The organism is Inhella crocodyli (assembly GCF_004004565.1).
GTDB lineage: Bacteria > Pseudomonadota > Gammaproteobacteria > Burkholderiales > Burkholderiaceae_C > Inhella > Inhella crocodyli.
In genome coordinates this window covers 604,337-618,590 of the sequence record NZ_SACM01000001.1, presented here as the reverse complement: position 1 = coordinate 618,590, position 14,254 = coordinate 604,337, and the positions used below count along the sequence as shown (strand labels likewise).

General features: G+C 66.3%; 13 protein-coding genes. 11 read left to right on the top strand and 2 right to left on the bottom strand.

What is annotated here, in order from left to right; genetic code table 11:
- Window positions 1-7: 7 nt before the first annotated feature.
- The 11 genes from nuoI to EOD73_RS02820 all read left to right on the top strand — a co-directional run bounded on the left by nuoI (window position 8) and on the right by EOD73_RS02820 (window position 12,440).
- Window positions 8-505, top strand: a complete 498-nt coding sequence (gene nuoI / locus EOD73_RS02870) for an NADH-quinone oxidoreductase subunit NuoI (protein WP_127680678.1) — start codon at window positions 8-10, stop codon at window positions 503-505.
- 5 nt (window positions 506-510) lie between these two features.
- Window positions 511-1,143, top strand: a complete 633-nt coding sequence (locus tag EOD73_RS02865; RefSeq protein ID WP_127680676.1) for an NADH-quinone oxidoreductase subunit J — start codon at window positions 511-513, stop codon at window positions 1,141-1,143.
- The gene (nuoK, locus tag EOD73_RS02860; protein ID WP_127680675.1) at window positions 1,143-1,454 is read left to right on the top strand and encodes an NADH-quinone oxidoreductase subunit NuoK; all 312 of its coding nucleotides are present in this window, start codon (window positions 1,143-1,145) and stop codon (window positions 1,452-1,454) included. Before EOD73_RS02865 ends, nuoK begins: the two co-directional genes overlap by 1 nt.
- A gap of 5 nt (window positions 1,455-1,459) precedes the next feature.
- Entirely contained in the window at window positions 1,460-3,505 is a 2,046-nt protein-coding gene (gene nuoL, locus EOD73_RS02855) for an NADH-quinone oxidoreductase subunit L (RefSeq protein WP_127680673.1), read from the top strand.
- Between the two features lie 17 nt (window positions 3,506-3,522).
- Entirely contained in the window at window positions 3,523-5,013 is a 1,491-nt protein-coding gene (locus EOD73_RS02850) for an NADH-quinone oxidoreductase subunit M (RefSeq protein WP_127680671.1), read from the top strand.
- 18 nt (window positions 5,014-5,031) lie between these two features.
- A complete protein-coding gene (gene nuoN / locus EOD73_RS02845; protein ID WP_127680669.1) occupies window positions 5,032-6,522 on the top strand; it encodes an NADH-quinone oxidoreductase subunit NuoN in 1,491 nt (496 codons plus the stop codon).
- Between the two features lie 19 nt (window positions 6,523-6,541).
- Window positions 6,542-6,847, top strand: a complete 306-nt coding sequence (locus EOD73_RS02840; RefSeq protein ID WP_127680667.1) for a DUF2818 family protein — start codon at window positions 6,542-6,544, stop codon at window positions 6,845-6,847.
- Entirely contained in the window at window positions 6,837-7,430 is a 594-nt protein-coding gene (locus tag EOD73_RS02835) for an NUDIX domain-containing protein (protein ID WP_127680665.1), read from the top strand. Before EOD73_RS02840 ends, EOD73_RS02835 begins: the two co-directional genes overlap by 11 nt.
- Window positions 7,417-7,857: a DUF1178 family protein gene (locus EOD73_RS02830; protein WP_127680663.1), complete on the top strand. Its 441-nt coding sequence runs from the start codon at window positions 7,417-7,419 to the stop codon at window positions 7,855-7,857. Before EOD73_RS02835 ends, EOD73_RS02830 begins: the two co-directional genes overlap by 14 nt.
- 159 nt (window positions 7,858-8,016) lie before the next feature.
- Window positions 8,017-9,177 carry an efflux RND transporter periplasmic adaptor subunit gene (locus EOD73_RS02825; protein ID WP_240660569.1) on the top strand — a complete coding sequence of 387 codons (1,161 nt, stop codon included), beginning with the start codon at window positions 8,017-8,019 and terminating at the stop codon, window positions 9,175-9,177.
- Between the two features lie 14 nt (window positions 9,178-9,191).
- Window positions 9,192-12,440 carry an efflux RND transporter permease subunit gene (locus tag EOD73_RS02820; protein ID WP_127680661.1) on the top strand — a complete coding sequence of 1,083 codons (3,249 nt, stop codon included), beginning with the start codon at window positions 9,192-9,194 and terminating at the stop codon, window positions 12,438-12,440.
- Here EOD73_RS02820 and EOD73_RS02815 read toward each other — a convergent pair.
- Window positions 12,418-13,806, bottom strand: a complete 1,389-nt coding sequence (locus EOD73_RS02815) for an FAD-binding oxidoreductase (protein ID WP_127680659.1) — start codon at window positions 13,804-13,806, stop codon at window positions 12,418-12,420. The two genes, EOD73_RS02820 and EOD73_RS02815, sit on opposite strands and share 23 nt — an antisense overlap.
- Complete coding sequence (locus tag EOD73_RS02810) at window positions 13,803-14,219, bottom strand: DUF2069 domain-containing protein (protein WP_127680657.1); 417 nt, start codon at window positions 14,217-14,219, stop codon at window positions 13,803-13,805. Before EOD73_RS02810 ends, EOD73_RS02815 begins: the two co-directional genes overlap by 4 nt.
- Between the last annotated feature and the right edge of the window lie 35 nt (window positions 14,220-14,254).

Here is a 14,254-nt window from a genome sequence, read left to right as displayed (position 1 = left end):
GACTGCAATGTCTGCCGTCTCCGCTGTCAAAGACTTCTTCAAAACCTTCCTGCTGCTGGAACTGGTCAAGGGCCTGGCCCTGACCGGTCGCCACTTCCTGTCGCCCACCATCACGGTGCAGTTTCCCGAAGAGAAGACGCCCCTGTCGCCTCGCTTCCGGGGCCTGCATGCGCTGCGCCGCTACGAGAACGGCGAAGAGCGCTGCATCGCGTGCAAGCTGTGCGAGGCCGTGTGCCCGGCCATGGCCATCACGATCGAGAGCGACGTGCGCGAAGACGGCAGCCGCCGAACCACGCGTTACGACATCGACCTGACCAAGTGCATCTTCTGCGGCTTCTGCGAAGAGAGCTGCCCGGTCGATTCCATCGTCGAAACGCCGCTGTTCGAGTACCACGGTGAGAAGCGGGGCGACCTGTACTACACCAAGGAAATGCTGCTGGCCGTGGGCGACCGCTTCGAGCCGCAGATTGCCGCCGCCAAGGCGGCCGACGCCAAGTACCGCTGAGCATCATGGACGTCACAACCGCTTTGTTTTACCTGTTCTCGGTGGTGCTGCTCGGGGCTTCGTTCCGGGTCATCACCGCCAAGTCGACGGTGCATGCCGCGCTGTTTTTGATCTTGGCTTTCTTCAACGCCACGGGCGTTTGGATGCTGCTGAAGGCCGAGTTCTTGGCCATCACCTTGATCCTCGTCTACGTCGGGGCGGTGATGGTGCTGTTCCTGTTCGTCGTGATGATGCTGGACGTGCACACCGACAAGGTGCGCCAGGGCTTCTGGAAGCACTTGCCTTTGGCGGCCGTCATCGGTGCCGTGGTCGCGCTGGAGATGGCGGCCATCCTCTTGAGTGGCTTCCAGGTGTCGCAGCCCAAGGCCTTCCCGGCCGAGTTGCTTGCGCTGGGCAACACCAAGATGCTGGGCGTGACGATCTACACGCAGTACCTGTACCCCTTGCAGGTGGCCGCGGTGCTTCTGCTGGTGGCCATCATTGCGGCCATTGCGCTGACCCTGCGTGAGCGCAAGGACAGCCGCCACCAGGATCCGTCGCAGCAGGTGAAGGTCACCAAGGCGCAGCGCTTGCGCATCGTGAAGATGGACGCCGTCAAGCCGGCCACCCCGTCGCAACAAGAAGAAGGAGCGGCGTGATGGGCGTGCTCACCCTGGGCCACTTTCTGACGCTGGGCGCGCTCTTGTTCGCCCTGTCGGTCATCGGCATCTTCATGAACCGCAAGAACTTGATCGTGCTGCTGATGGCCATCGAGCTGATGCTGCTGGCGGTCAACCTGAACTTCGTGGCTTTCTCCCATTACTTGGGCGACATGGCCGGTCAGGTCTTCGTGTTCTTCATCCTCACCGTCGCAGCGGCCGAGTCGGCGATTGGCCTGGCCATCCTCGTCGTGCTGTTCCGCAACCGCAGCTCCATCCGCGTGGATGAGCTCGACACCTTGAAGGGCTGAGGTCGATGACGCCCACCTTGAACCCCAACCTGTTGCTGTGGGTGCCCTTGGCCCCTCTGGTCGGCTGCATCTTGGCCGGCCTGTTCGGCAAGCTCATCGGCCGACGCGGCGCGCACACGGTCACCATCCTTGGCGTGGCCGTGGCGGCCGTGCTGTCCTTGCTGACGCTGCAAGACGTGCTGGCCGGTGCCCGCTTCAACGCCACTATCTACGAGTGGATGGTCATCGGCGGCCTGAAGATGGAAGTCGGCTTTTTGGTCGACGGCCTGACCGCCATGATGATGGTGGTGGTCACCTCGGTCTCGTTGATGGTGCACCTCTACACCATCGGCTACATGGCCGACGACCCCGGTTACCAGCGCTTCTTCAGCTACATCTCGCTGTTCACCTTCAGCATGCTGATGCTCGTCATGAGCAACAACCTGCTGCAGTTGTTCTTTGGCTGGGAGGCGGTGGGCTTGGTGTCTTACCTGCTGATTGGCTTCTGGTTCAAGAAGCCGACGGCGATCTTCGCCAACATGAAGGCCTTCTTGGTCAACCGTGTGGGCGACTTCGGCTTCATCCTTGGCATTGGTTTGCTGGTCGCCTATGGCGGTTCGCTGAATTACACCGAACTGTTCGCCAAGAAAGACATGCTGGCGCAGATCGCGTTCCCCTCGCCCTTGTGGGGCGGTGAGTGGATGTTGATCACCGTCATCTGCATCTGCCTGTTCATCGGTGCGATGGGCAAGAGCGCGCAGTTCCCGCTGCACGTGTGGCTGCCCGATTCGATGGAAGGCCCCACGCCGATCTCGGCGCTGATCCACGCCGCCACCATGGTGACGGCTGGCATCTTCATGGTGGCGCGCATGTCGCCCCTGTTCGAGTTGTCGGACACGGCCTTGAACTTCGTGCTGGTGATCGGTTCGATCACGGCCTTGTTCATGGGCTTCCTGGGCATCATCCAGAACGACATCAAGCGCGTGGTGGCCTATTCCACGCTGAGCCAATTGGGCTACATGACCGTGGCCCTGGGGGTGTCGGCGTACTCGGTGGCCGTCTTCCACCTGATGACGCACGCCTTCTTCAAGGCGCTGCTGTTCTTGGCCGCCGGCTCGGTGATCATTGGCATGCACCACGATCAGGACATCCGCAACATGGGTGGCTTGCGCAAGTACATGCGCATCACCTGGATCACGTCGCTGATTGGTTCTTTGGCGCTGATTGGGACGCCCTTCCTGTCGGGCTTCTACTCGAAGGACAGCATCATCGAAGCGGTGCACGGCAGCCACCTGCCGGGCGCGGGTTTCGCCACCTTGGCGGTGACGGCGGGCGTGTTCATCACGGCCTTCTACTCGTTCCGCATGTACTTCCTGGTGTTCCACGGGCCAGAGCGATTCCGCCACAAGCCCTTCCCGGGCGAGCACGATCACCACGACGACCACCACGGGCACGATGCTGAACCGCACGAGTCGCCTTGGGTGGTGTGGGTGCCGCTGGCGGCCCTGGCGGTTCCGTCGTTGTTCGTCGGCTACTTCACCATCGGTCCGATGGTGCACGGCGACTTTTTCGCCGACGCCATCACGGTGAACACAGCCGCCCACGGTGCCATGTTGGTGCTGAAGGAACACTTCCACAGTGCCGCGGCGATGGGGATGCACGCCTTCACGACATTGCCCTTCTGGCTGGCGCTGGCCGGTGTGGCCACCGCGTACCTGTTTTACATCGTCAAGCCGGAAATCCCGGCGGCCTTCGCCCGGGTGCTGCGTCCGCTCATCGTGGTCGGCGAGAACAAGTACTACCTCGACTGGTTCAACGAGAACGTGTTGGCCCGCGGCGCCCGCCTGTTGGGCGTGGGCCTGTGGAAGGGTGGTGACACCGTGCTGATCGACGGCTTGGTGGTCAACGGCTCGGCCAAGGCGGTGGGCATCCTCGCCAAGCTGGGGCGCCTGGCGCAAACCGGTCGTCTCACGGCGTACGCGCTCGCCATGATCGTGGGCATCGTGGGGTTGATGAGCTGGAAGCTCTGGCCCTACATCGAACCGCAACTGAAGACCCTGACGGGCGCCTGAGACGCTCGGAGAACAACATGCATTGGTTGAGCATCGCGATTTGGTTGCCCGTGGTCAGTGGCTTGTTGCTGCTGACGCTCGGCAAGCCACAGCAAGCCGCCCTGGTGCGTTGGTTGGCCCTGTTGGCCGCCATCGCCAGTTTCGTCGTCACCTTGCCCTTGATCGCCGGCTTCGACACCAGCACGGCGGCCCTGCAGTTCGTCGAGAACTACGGCTGGATCCGCCGCTTCAACGCCCGCTACGCGCTGGGTGTGGATGGGATCTCCGTGTGGTTCGTGCTGCTGACGGCCTTCATCACCATCATCGTGGTGGCGGCCGGCTGGGAGGTGATCGAGAACCGCGTGAACCAGTACATGGGCGCGTTCTTGATCCTCTCGGGCCTGATGGTGGGCGTGTTCGCCGCCAGCGACGCCTTGCTGTTCTACGTGTTCTTCGAGGCCACGCTGATCCCGATGTACATCATCATCGGCGTGTGGGGCGGCCCGCGTCGTGTGTACGCGGCCTTCAAGTTCTTCCTCTACACCTTGGCCGGTTCGCTGTTGATGCTGGTGGCCTTGGTGTACCTGTACATCCAGTCGGGCGCGCAAACCGGGGTCACGACCTTTGACATCGCCAGCTGGCAGAAGCTGGCCCTGCCGATGGGCGCCCAGACCCTGCTGTTCTTCGCGTTCTTCGCGGCCTTCTCGGTCAAGGTGCCGATGTGGCCGGTGCACACTTGGTTGCCCGATGCTCACGTGGAGGCGCCCACGGGCGGCTCGGTGGTGCTGGCGGCCATCATGTTGAAGCTGGGTGCCTATGGTTTCCTGCGCTTCTCGATGCCCATCGCCCCTGACGCGGCGCATGCCTACGCCCCCTTCATCATCACCCTGTCGCTGATCGCGGTGATCTACGTGGGCTTGGTGGCCATGGTCCAGAAGGACATGAAGAAGCTGGTGGCCTACTCGTCCGTGGCGCACATGGGCTTCGTCACCCTGGGCTTCTTCTTGTTCAACGAACTGGGCGTGGCCGGCGGCTTGGTGCAGATGATTGCGCACGGTTTCGTGTCGGGCGCGATGTTCCTGTGCATTGGCGTTCTCTACGACCGCGTGCACAGCCGAGAGATCGCCGACTACGGCGGTGTCGTGAACACGATGCCGAAGTTCGCCGCCTTTGCCGTGTTGTTCGCGATGGCCAACTGCGGCTTGCCGGGCACCGCTGGGTTCATCGGCGAATGGATGGTGATCCTCGGGGCCGTGAAGTACAACTTCTGGATTGGCGCTTTGGCGGCCACCGCCTTGATCTTTGGCGCCGCGTACTCGCTGTGGATGGTCAAGCGCGTGTACTTCGGCGACGTAGCCAACGACAACGTGAAGGCGTTGAAGGACGTCAACGCGCGCGAATTCACCATCCTGGGCGTGCTGGCTGCGGCCACCATCGCCATGGGCGTCTATCCGAAGCCTTTCACCGACGTGATGCAGGCCTCTGTCACCGAGCTGATGCGGCACGTGTCCGTGTCCAAGCTGCCCTGAGGCGAGGCGGATCCCAGCATGAGCACCTTCTTCTTTGCCGCCTTCAAGCCCGAGCTGCTGCTGCTCGGCATGGCCCTGGTCGTGTCCCTGGTTGACCTCTGGGTCAAAGACAGCCAGCGCCGCCCCACGTACTGGCTCACGCAGCTGACCCTCCTGGCCGTTGCGGCGCTGCACCTGCGGGCCTTCGCCCTGGGCTACAGCAACGTCGCCATGCAGGGCATGGTCAGCGCCGATCCGCTCACCCACTTGCTGAGTGGCCTGAGTGCCTTGGTCGTGGCCGGCGTCTTGGTGTTGGCGCGGCCCTATGCCGCTGCACGCGACCTGCTCAAGGGCGAGCTCTTCACCTTGAGCCTCTTCATGGTGCTCGGGGTGTGCATCATGGTCTCCGCCCGCCACCTGCTCGTGGTGTACCTGGGCTTGGAGCTGATGAGCCTGTCGCTGTACGCGCTCGTCGCCCTGCGCCGCGACCACACCGAATCGACCGAAGCCGCGATGAAGTACTTCGTGCTCGGCGCCATGGCCAGCGGCTTCTTGCTGTACGGCATGTCGATGTTGTACGGCGCCACGGGAACCCTGTCGATTCCCGAGATCTACAACGTGCTGGGGCACCCTGACGCCGCGCAGCGCCCGAACGAGGCCGTGCTGGTCTTCGGCCTGGTGTTCGTGGTGGCTGGATTGGCCTTCAAGCTCGGCGCGGCCCCCTTCCACATGTGGGTGCCCGACGTCTACCAGGGCGCCCCGACGGCCGCCACGCTGCTGATCGCCACGGCGCCCAAGTTGGCGGCCTTGGCCATCACATTCCGTTTGCTGGTCGAAGGCCTGTTCTCGTTGGCGGCCGACTGGCAGCAGATGCTGATCGTGCTGGCCATGTTCTCGCTGGTGGTGGGCAACTTCGTCGCCATCGCCCAAACCAACCTCAAGCGCATGCTGGCTTACTCCACCATCGCGCAGATGGGCTTCTTGCTGCTGGGCCTGGCCAGCGGGGTGGTGGCGGGCAGCGCCAAGGGCGCCTTGGTGGCGCACAGTGCGACCTTGTTCTACGCGGTGGTCTACGTCTTCACCACCCTGGGCAGCTTCGGCATGATCTTGCTGCTGTCGCGCCAAGGGCACGAGGCCGAGCAGCTCAGCGACTTCGCCGGCCTTTGGCAGCGCAGCAGCTGGTACGCCCTCGTGATGGCCATCTTCATGCTGTCGCTCGCGGGCATCCCGATGACGGTCGGCTTCTACGCCAAGCTGGCGGTGCTGCAGGCCATGGGCGCGACCGAGCTGCCGTTCTATTACGGCCTGATGGTGGCGGCGGTGGTGCTGAGTTTGATCGGCGCGTTCTACTACCTGCGCGTGATCAAGACCATGTTCTTCGACCCGCCGGCCGAGCGCCAAGCCCTGGCCGCGCCGATGGACGTCAAGGCCTTGCTCACGCTGCTGGCCTTGGGCACGGTGGTCTTGGGCGTGGTGCCGGGCAAGGTCATGGGCTGGTGCACCTTGGCCGTCAGCGCCATCCTGCCCTGATCACCGCGAGGTCGACTCCGTGGGACAAGGGGCAGGGCTGACCCTGCTGTTGGTGGTGGGCTTGGTCTTGGCCAACGCCCCCTTCGTCAGCGCCCGGGTGTTGCTCGTGGGGCCACGGCGGCCCGAGCGGGCCGTGGGTTGGCGCCTTCTGGAGCTGTTGGGGCTGGGCCTGGCTTGGTTGGCGCTCGGCTTGGCCCTGGAAGCGCGCATCGGCCAGCGCCACCCGCAGGACTGGCAGTTCTACGTCACGCTGCTGTGCTTGCTGCTGACCTTCGCTTTTCCCGGTTTCGCGTGGCGCTACCTGCGGCGTCGCCATGTCGACTGAACCCGACGCTGGCCTGATCGAGCAGCCGCTGGACAGCCAGCAGGCCTTCCGCGGTGCCTTCCTGGACGTTCGCCGCGACCGCGTTCGTCTGCCCGACGGGCGTGACGCGCAGCGCGAGTACATCGTGCACCCAGGCGCGGCGATGGTGGTTCCCTTGCTGCCGGATGGCCGCTTTTTGATGGAGCGCCAGTACCGCCATCCCATGGGCCGTGTGATGTTGGAGTTCCCCGCGGGCAAGCTCGACCCGGGCGAACCCCCAGAAGCCTGCGCCCGGCGAGAGCTGCGAGAAGAAACCGGCTACCAGGCGGCCGCCTGGGCGAACGCGGGGGCCATGCACAACGCCATCGCGTACTCCAACGAGGTCATCCATGTGTTCTTTGCGCGCGACCTGGTGCAGGGCGTGCGCCGCTTGGACGAAGGCGAGTTTTTGGACCTGGTGGCGATCGAGCCTGCGGCCTTGGATGCCGCTTGCGCGCGCGGCGAGGTCACCGACGCCAAGACCCTCGTGGGCCTGCTGTGGTGGCACCGTTGGCGCGCAGGCGCTTGGCCACTGACTTGGACGACCGTCGATGTGGGTGGCTGAACTGCAATGCGTGCACGGACACACCTTCGAAGGGTGGTTCGGTTCGCGCAGTGACTTCGAATCCCAGCAGGCTCGTGGCCTGGTGACGTGTCCGCAATGCGGGTCCGCAGAGATTGGCAAGCGCCTGAGTGCGCCTCGGCTCAATTTGGGCGCGTCCGAAGCACCGATCGCGCCGACTTCCGCGGAGTCCCATCGACCCGCGCAAGGGCCGGAAGCGATGTTGCGGGAGCTGGTGGCGCACATGAAGGCCCACACCGAAGACGTGGGCACGCGATTTGCCGAAGAAGCTCGGCGCATCCACGCCGAGGAGGCCCCGGAGCGCGCCATCCGTGGCCAGGCCACGCCGCAGGAGCGGCAGGCCTTGCGCGACGAGGGCATCGAGGTTTGGGCGCTGCCCGACTTCGACCGGGCCGGCAGCTCTCACTGAGCGGGCCCCGCGGCGACATCTTTGGACGGGCGGTGGCGTTGCCACCGGTCTTCGCCCGGCGCCGTTCGTCCCGTGGGGGCGCCATCCGTCCCATGCTTTTCGTCAGCACCGCGCTAGGTCGCTAAGCTGCGGGCAGTTTCACCTTCGCCTCGCACACCCATGATGGACCGCACCCGCCCACTCGTCCTCGTCCTTGCCCTGAGCAGCGCGTTGATGGCCCTGTCTGGCTGCCAGCGGCCCGGCGCTGCTGCGGCGGGCGGTGACGCCGCCACCAAGGCGCCGGCCGCTGCCTTGCTCATCGCCCCGGAAGACGTCCACACGGTGGCCGGCAGCGGCGCCCTGGGCGGTGCGGTGATCACGGGCGCGATCCAGCCCGCCCGGCGTGCCGACTTGCGGGCCGAGGTGGCCGCCATGGTCTTGCAGGTGGCCAAGGACAACGGCGAGCGCGTGCGCCAAGGCGAGGTCATCGTGCGCCTGGACAGCACGTCCATCCGTGACAACCTGAGCAGCGCCGAAGAGGCGCTGCGGGCCGCCACGCAATCGGCCGAGCAAACCGAGCGGGTGCTGGCGCGCCAGCGCACGCTGAACCAGCAGGGCATGACGTCCATGCAGGCGCTCGAGGACGCGGAGCTGCGTCGCAACGCGGCGCAGAGCGAGCTGGCCGCCGCCAAGGCCCGCGTCGTTGGAGCCCGGCAGCAGATGACGCGCACCGAGGTGCGCGCCCCGTTCGACGGCGTCGTCAGCGAGCGCAAGGTGTCCGTGGGAGACACGGTGCAGGTCGGTCGCGAAATCGTGAAGGTCATCGACCCGCGCTCCATGCGCTTCGAAGGGCAGGTGAGCGCCGACCGCTTGGGCGAGCTCAAGGTGGGGCAGCCCGTCACGTTCCGCGTCAATGGCTTTGGCGATGCCGCGTTCCGCGGCAAGCTGTCGCGCATCGACGCGGCGGCCAACGCCACCACGCGGCAGGTCGAGGTGGCCGCGCAGTTCGACGACCCAGCCCAGGCGCCCCAGGTGGCCGGGCTGTACGCCGAAGGCCGCGTGGACAGCAGCGACAAGCCGCTCCTGGTGCTGCCGGAAAGCGCCATCGTGCGGCAGGGCGACGTCAATGCCGTGTGGCAGCTGGCCGGTGAGACGCTGAAGAAGGCGCCCGTGCAACTGGGCGAGCGCGACGACCGGCGTGGCCTGGTCGCCGTCGTGGGCGGTTTGAAGGAGGGCGATCAGGTGCTGCGGGCGCCCTCGGCCACTTTGGCCGACGGTCAAAAGTTCCAGCGCGTGGCCGCAGGGGCCGGGGCCGCTTCGGCCGTCACCCAGGCGAAGTGATCGGAAACCGAACCATGTTTCTTTCCAACTTCAGCATCAAGCGGCCGGTGGCCACGGTGGTGCTCATCTTGGTCTTGATGCTCATGGGCTTGGTCGCTTTGTCCAAGCTGCGCGTCAACCAGTTCCCCGATGTCGAGCCGCCCGTGTTGGTGGTGACGGTGCCTTACCCAGGCGCTTCGCCCGAGACCGTGGAGCGGGAGGTGCTGAACCGGCTGGAAAAGTCGATGCAGAGCATCCCCGGCATCGACCGCACCCAGGCGGACGCCCGCGAAGGCTCGGCCTCGATCGTGCTGATTTTCGAGTTCTCCAAGAACATGATCGAAGCCGCGGACGAGGTGCGCAACGCCATCGCGGCGGTTCGCTTCAAGCTGCCGACCGAGATTCGCGAGCCCATCATCAGCCGGGCCGACCCGGGCGCGCGGCCCATCATGCAGCTGGCGCTGTCCAGCACCCAGCAAACGCACGCCCAGATCTCGCGCTTGGCCGAAGACAAGCTGGCCGACCGCTTCCGTGCCTTGCCCGGTGTGGCCGTGGTGAACGTCAACGGCGCGCTCAAGCGCGAGCTGTCGATCTTGCTGCGCGCGGAAAAGCTGCGCGAGTTCGGCGTCTCGGTCACCGAGGTGACCCAGGCCGTGCGCCTGCAGAACACGACCGCGCCGGTGGGCAAGGTTCGCGGCCAGCTTGAAGACCAAAGCATCCGCCTGCTCGGTCGCCTGGAGTCGCCCAGCGAGTTCGAGCAGATGATCGTCAAGCGCCGCGGCACCGACATCGTCCGCCTCGGCCAGGTGGCCGAGGTCAAGGACGGGTTCGCCGAGATGACCGGCTACTCGCTGCGCAACGGCCGGCCCACGGTGGGCATCTCGGTGACGCGTTCGCGCGAAGGCTCCACGGTGTCGGTGGCCGACGAAGTGCGCAAGCTCGTCAAGGAAATCCAGAAAGACTTGCCCGAGGGCACCAGCCTGGAGATCACCGAAGACGGCGGCAAGAACGCCTACGACAGCCTCTACAACGTGATCCACGCGCTCGTCTTCGGCGCCGGGCTCACGGTCTTCGTCGTGTACGTGTTCTTGAACAGCTGGCGCAGCACCCTGATCACCGCCTTGAGCCTGCCCACTTCGGTGCTGGCGGCCTTCATCGCCGTGTGGGTGATGGGCTTCTCGCTGAACTTCATGAGCTTGCTCGGCCTGTCCCTGGCCATCGGCGTGCTGATCGACGACGCCATCGTGGTGCGCGAGAACATCGTGCGCCAGATGGAGATGGGCAAGGACCGCGTCACCGCCGCGCGCGAAGGCACGGCCGAGATCGGCTTGGCCGTGGCCGCGACCACCTTTGCCATCGTGGCCGTGTTCGTGCCCGTGGCCTTCATGGGCAGCGGACCGGGCCAGTGGTTCAAGCCCTTTGCCTTGACCGTGGTGGCCTCGGTGCTGGTCTCCTTGCTGATCAGCTTCACGCTCGACCCGATGCTGTCGGCCTACTGGGGCGACCCCCCGGGCTATCACCATGCGCCGAAGAAGGGCATCAGCCTGCACCTGCAGCGCTTCAACGAGTGGTTCGACCACCAAGCAGACCGCTATGGCCACGTGATCGCCTGGGCGCTCAAGCACCGCCTGCTCATGGCCCTGATGGCCGTGGCCACCTTGCAAGTTTCCTGCGGGGCGCAGTTCAAGTGGGGTGGCACCAGCTTCTTGCCGCAGTCGGATTCGGGCACCTTGGTGATCGACGTGCGCAGCCCGGCGTCCAGCAGCCTGGAGTACAGCAAGCTGAAGCTCGACGCGGCGGCGGCCCTGGCGGCCACGCTGCCCGAAACCAAGGCCACGACGGCCTACCCGAACGCCAGCGGGGGTCGGATCTACGTCGACATCGGCAAGAGCACGGAGCGCAAGCGCTCGGCCGCCGAGGTGGCCAAGGCCTTGCGCGAGCGCGTGGGCCGCTTGGTGGGCGCAGAGTTTGTGGTGCTGGACGACCTGTCCAACAACATTCAGAAGCCCGTTCAGATCCGCTTCTACGGCACCGACTCGCGCCGCTTGCAAGAGATCACGCAGCAGTTCTTGGTGCAAATGCGTGGCATCAAGGGCGCCGTGGAAGTGGGCTACTCCGAGCAAGACCCGCAGAACGAGTTGCAGATCGAACTCGACCGAGGCTTGGCCAACCAGATGGGCATCTCGGTGAACGACGCGGCGCAGGCGCTTCGGGTGGCCTTTGCCGGCGTGGAGGCCGGCGACTGGGTCGATCCCACGGGCGAATCCCGCGACGTGGCTGTGCGCCTGCACCCGGCCGACCGGGTGGACGCCAGCAACATCGAGCACCTGCCCATCGCAGTGAGCAACAGCAACCGCATGGTGCCGCTGGACCAAATCGCCACCATCACCATGGGCAAGGGGCCGGGCCAGATCCAGCATGCCAACGGCAAGCGCACCATCACGGTCAGTGCCAACGTTCAGGGCCGCTCGCCGGGCGAGGTGACGGCCGAGGCGCAGAAGCTGGCCAAGGCGATCGACTTCCCGCAAGGCTTCGGCATCGAATTGGCCGGCTCGGCCCGCGACCAACAGGTCGTGTTCTCCGCCATGGGCCTGGCCTTGCTGTCGGGCATCGCGCTGATGTACGTGGTGCTGGTGATCCAGTTCAACTCCTTCAGCACACCCTTGGGGGTCATGTTCTCTTTGCCGCTGTCCTTGATCGGCGTGGTGCTGGCCCTGCTGGCGGCCAAGGCCACCTTGAACCTGATGAGCCTGATCGGCGTCATCATGCTCATGGGCCTGGTCGCGAAGAACGCCATCCTGTTGCTGGACGCGACGAAGCAGGAGGAGGCCAGTGGCATCGACCGCGAAGAGGCCTTGATGCACGCCGGCCGCAAGCGCTTCCGACCCATCTTGATGACGACGTTCGCCCTGATTGCCGGCATGCTGCCGGTGGCCATCGGGGTCGGGGAGGGCGGCGAGTTCTACCGACCGATGGCCGTGGCCATCATCGGCGGCACGATCACCTCCACCTTGCTGACCTTGCTGATGGTGCCGAGCTTCTACGACGGCATCGAGATCTACAAGGGCGAGTTGAAGGCGCGCTTCCTGGCGCGGCGCGCGGCGCGCGGCGTGAGCATGGCGGTGGCCTTCTGTGCCGGCGACGTGCTGCTGCGCATCGTGCTGGGCCTGCTGGCCATCGTCCTGGCCCTGCCCATCCTGTTGGGTTGGGGCGTCTGGGCTGGGGTTCAGCGCCTGCGCCGCGGTCGCGCGCCGGTGGACCTCACAGCACCCGCCCAGGGTTGAGGCGGTTCGCCGGGTCGAGCGCGCGCTTGACCCGGCGCATCAGGTCCAAGGCCACGGGGTCGGCCTGCCGGACCAGTTCGTCGCGCCGCAGCCGGCCGATGCCGTGCTCGGCGCTGAAGCTGCCCCCCAAGGCGGCCACGTGGTCGAACACACATCGCGTGATGGCCTCTCCATGGGCCTCGCGCAGCGCGGCCAGGCTCTCGCCCACGGGCGGGGCGATGTTGTAGTGCAGGTTGCCGTCGCCCAGGTGGCCGAACACCATGGGGCGCACGCCGGGGCAGAGCTGCGCCAAGGCAGCGCCGTTGTCGCGCACGAAGGCCGGGATGGCCGTGAGCGGCAGGCTGATGTCGTGCTTGAGGTTGCCGCCGGCCTCGGTCTGCGCCGCCGGGATCTGCTCGCGCAAGGCCCACAGGTCTTGGAACTGCGCCATCGAGTGCGAGATCACCGCGCTGCGCACCCCCGGCACGTGGGCCCAGGCCTCGTGCAGCCAGGCTTCCACCTGGGCCTGGGCGCTCGCTTCGTCGCGCTGCGTGCTCAGCTCCACCAGCACGGCCCAAGGCGCCAAGGGCACCGGCAGGTGCGGCAGCAGGGCCTGCACCGTGCCGGCCATGGCCTCGAAGCCACTGAGCTCGTCGCCCAGGTGCAGCCGGCCGTGGCGCAGCAGGGCCAGGGCACCCTCCAGGTCGTTCAAGGTCACCCAGGCGGCGATGCGGGTGCGCGGCTGGGGGCTGAGCTTCATCACCGCGGCGGTGATGACGCCCAGGCAGCCCTCGCTGCCGATGAAGAGGTCGCGCAGGTTGAAGCCCCGGTGGTCTTTGCGCAAGCCGTCGAGGTCGCTCCAAAGCGCGCCGTCGGCGGTCACCACCTCCAAGCCCAGGCACAGGTCGCGCGCGTTGCCCCAGCGCAGCACTTGCGTGCCACCGGCGTTGGTGGCGAGGTTGCCGCCCAGGGTGCAGCTGCCTTCGGCGGCCAAGCTCAGGGGGAAGAGCAGGCCTTGGCCTTCGGCCGCCGCTTGCAGGTGCGCCAGCACGCAGCCGGCCTCGGCCGTCAGGGTCAGGTTGGTGGGGGACAGGCTGCGGATGCGGTTCAGGCGTTTGAGCGACAGGACCACCTCGCGGCCCGTGGCGTCTGGGGTCGAGCCGCCCACCAGGCCGGTGTTGCCTCCTTGGGGCACCACGTCCAACTGCCACTCGGCGCAGCGGCGCAGCATGGCCTGCACCTCGTCCACCGTGCGCGGCTGCAGCACGGCCAAGGCCCGGCCCGGGAACTGCCCGCGCCAGTCTTTCTCGAAGCCGACCGCGTCGGCGCCGTGCAGCACCTGGGCGTCGCCGAACTCGCTCAGCAGCGAAGCGAGCGCGCGGGTCATGCGCTGGCGGGGGTGGACGCCGCAGCGCTGGCCTTCGCGGCACCCAGACGCAGGCGGATGTGCAGGGTCACGGCCACGAACAGCAGCACCGCCAGCGCCACCTCGGCCGCTCCCAGCCAACGCTGCGCGCCCAGGCTGCTGCTGGCGTGCACCAGGCCTTCGGTCACGTAGACCCACACCAGCAGCGACACCCAGCGAAAGGTGTACATGCGGTAGCGCCACAGGCCGGGCAGGGCGGGCAGCAGAGGCAGGGCCTTCAGCGCCCACGCCCAACTGCCCGTGAGCAGCAGCTCCCAGCCCAGGCACAGCAGCAGCAGGCCGCTGGCGCTCGCCAGGGCCAGGCCGCGGCTGAAGCGTTCGGCGGCGCTGGGTTCGGTTCGCAGGGTGGGGGCGGCGGGCAGTGCGTGTTCCATGGGCGCGATTGTCAGTGGCCCCATGACAATGGCGC

Coding starts and splice junctions, on each gene's coding strand:
- nuoI (WP_127680678.1), top strand. CDS start 8: ATGTCTGCCGTCTCCGCTGTCAAAGACTTCTTCAAAACCTTCCTGCTG.
- EOD73_RS02865 (WP_127680676.1), top strand. CDS start 511: ATGGACGTCACAACCGCTTTGTTTTACCTGTTCTCGGTGGTGCTGCTC.
- nuoK (WP_127680675.1), top strand. CDS start 1,143: ATGGGCGTGCTCACCCTGGGCCACTTTCTGACGCTGGGCGCGCTCTTG.
- nuoL (WP_127680673.1), top strand. CDS start 1,460: ATGACGCCCACCTTGAACCCCAACCTGTTGCTGTGGGTGCCCTTGGCC.
- EOD73_RS02850 (WP_127680671.1), top strand. CDS start 3,523: ATGCATTGGTTGAGCATCGCGATTTGGTTGCCCGTGGTCAGTGGCTTG.
- nuoN (WP_127680669.1), top strand. CDS start 5,032: ATGAGCACCTTCTTCTTTGCCGCCTTCAAGCCCGAGCTGCTGCTGCTC.
- EOD73_RS02835 (WP_127680665.1), top strand. CDS start 6,837: ATGTCGACTGAACCCGACGCTGGCCTGATCGAGCAGCCGCTGGACAGC.
- EOD73_RS02830 (WP_127680663.1), top strand. CDS start 7,417: ATGTGGGTGGCTGAACTGCAATGCGTGCACGGACACACCTTCGAAGGG.
- EOD73_RS02825 (WP_240660569.1), top strand. CDS start 8,017: ATGATGGACCGCACCCGCCCACTCGTCCTCGTCCTTGCCCTGAGCAGC.
- EOD73_RS02820 (WP_127680661.1), top strand. CDS start 9,192: ATGTTTCTTTCCAACTTCAGCATCAAGCGGCCGGTGGCCACGGTGGTG.
- EOD73_RS02815 (WP_127680659.1), bottom strand. CDS start 13,806: ATGACCCGCGCGCTCGCTTCGCTGCTGAGCGAGTTCGGCGACGCCCAG.
- EOD73_RS02810 (WP_127680657.1), bottom strand. CDS start 14,219: ATGGAACACGCACTGCCCGCCGCCCCCACCCTGCGAACCGAACCCAGC.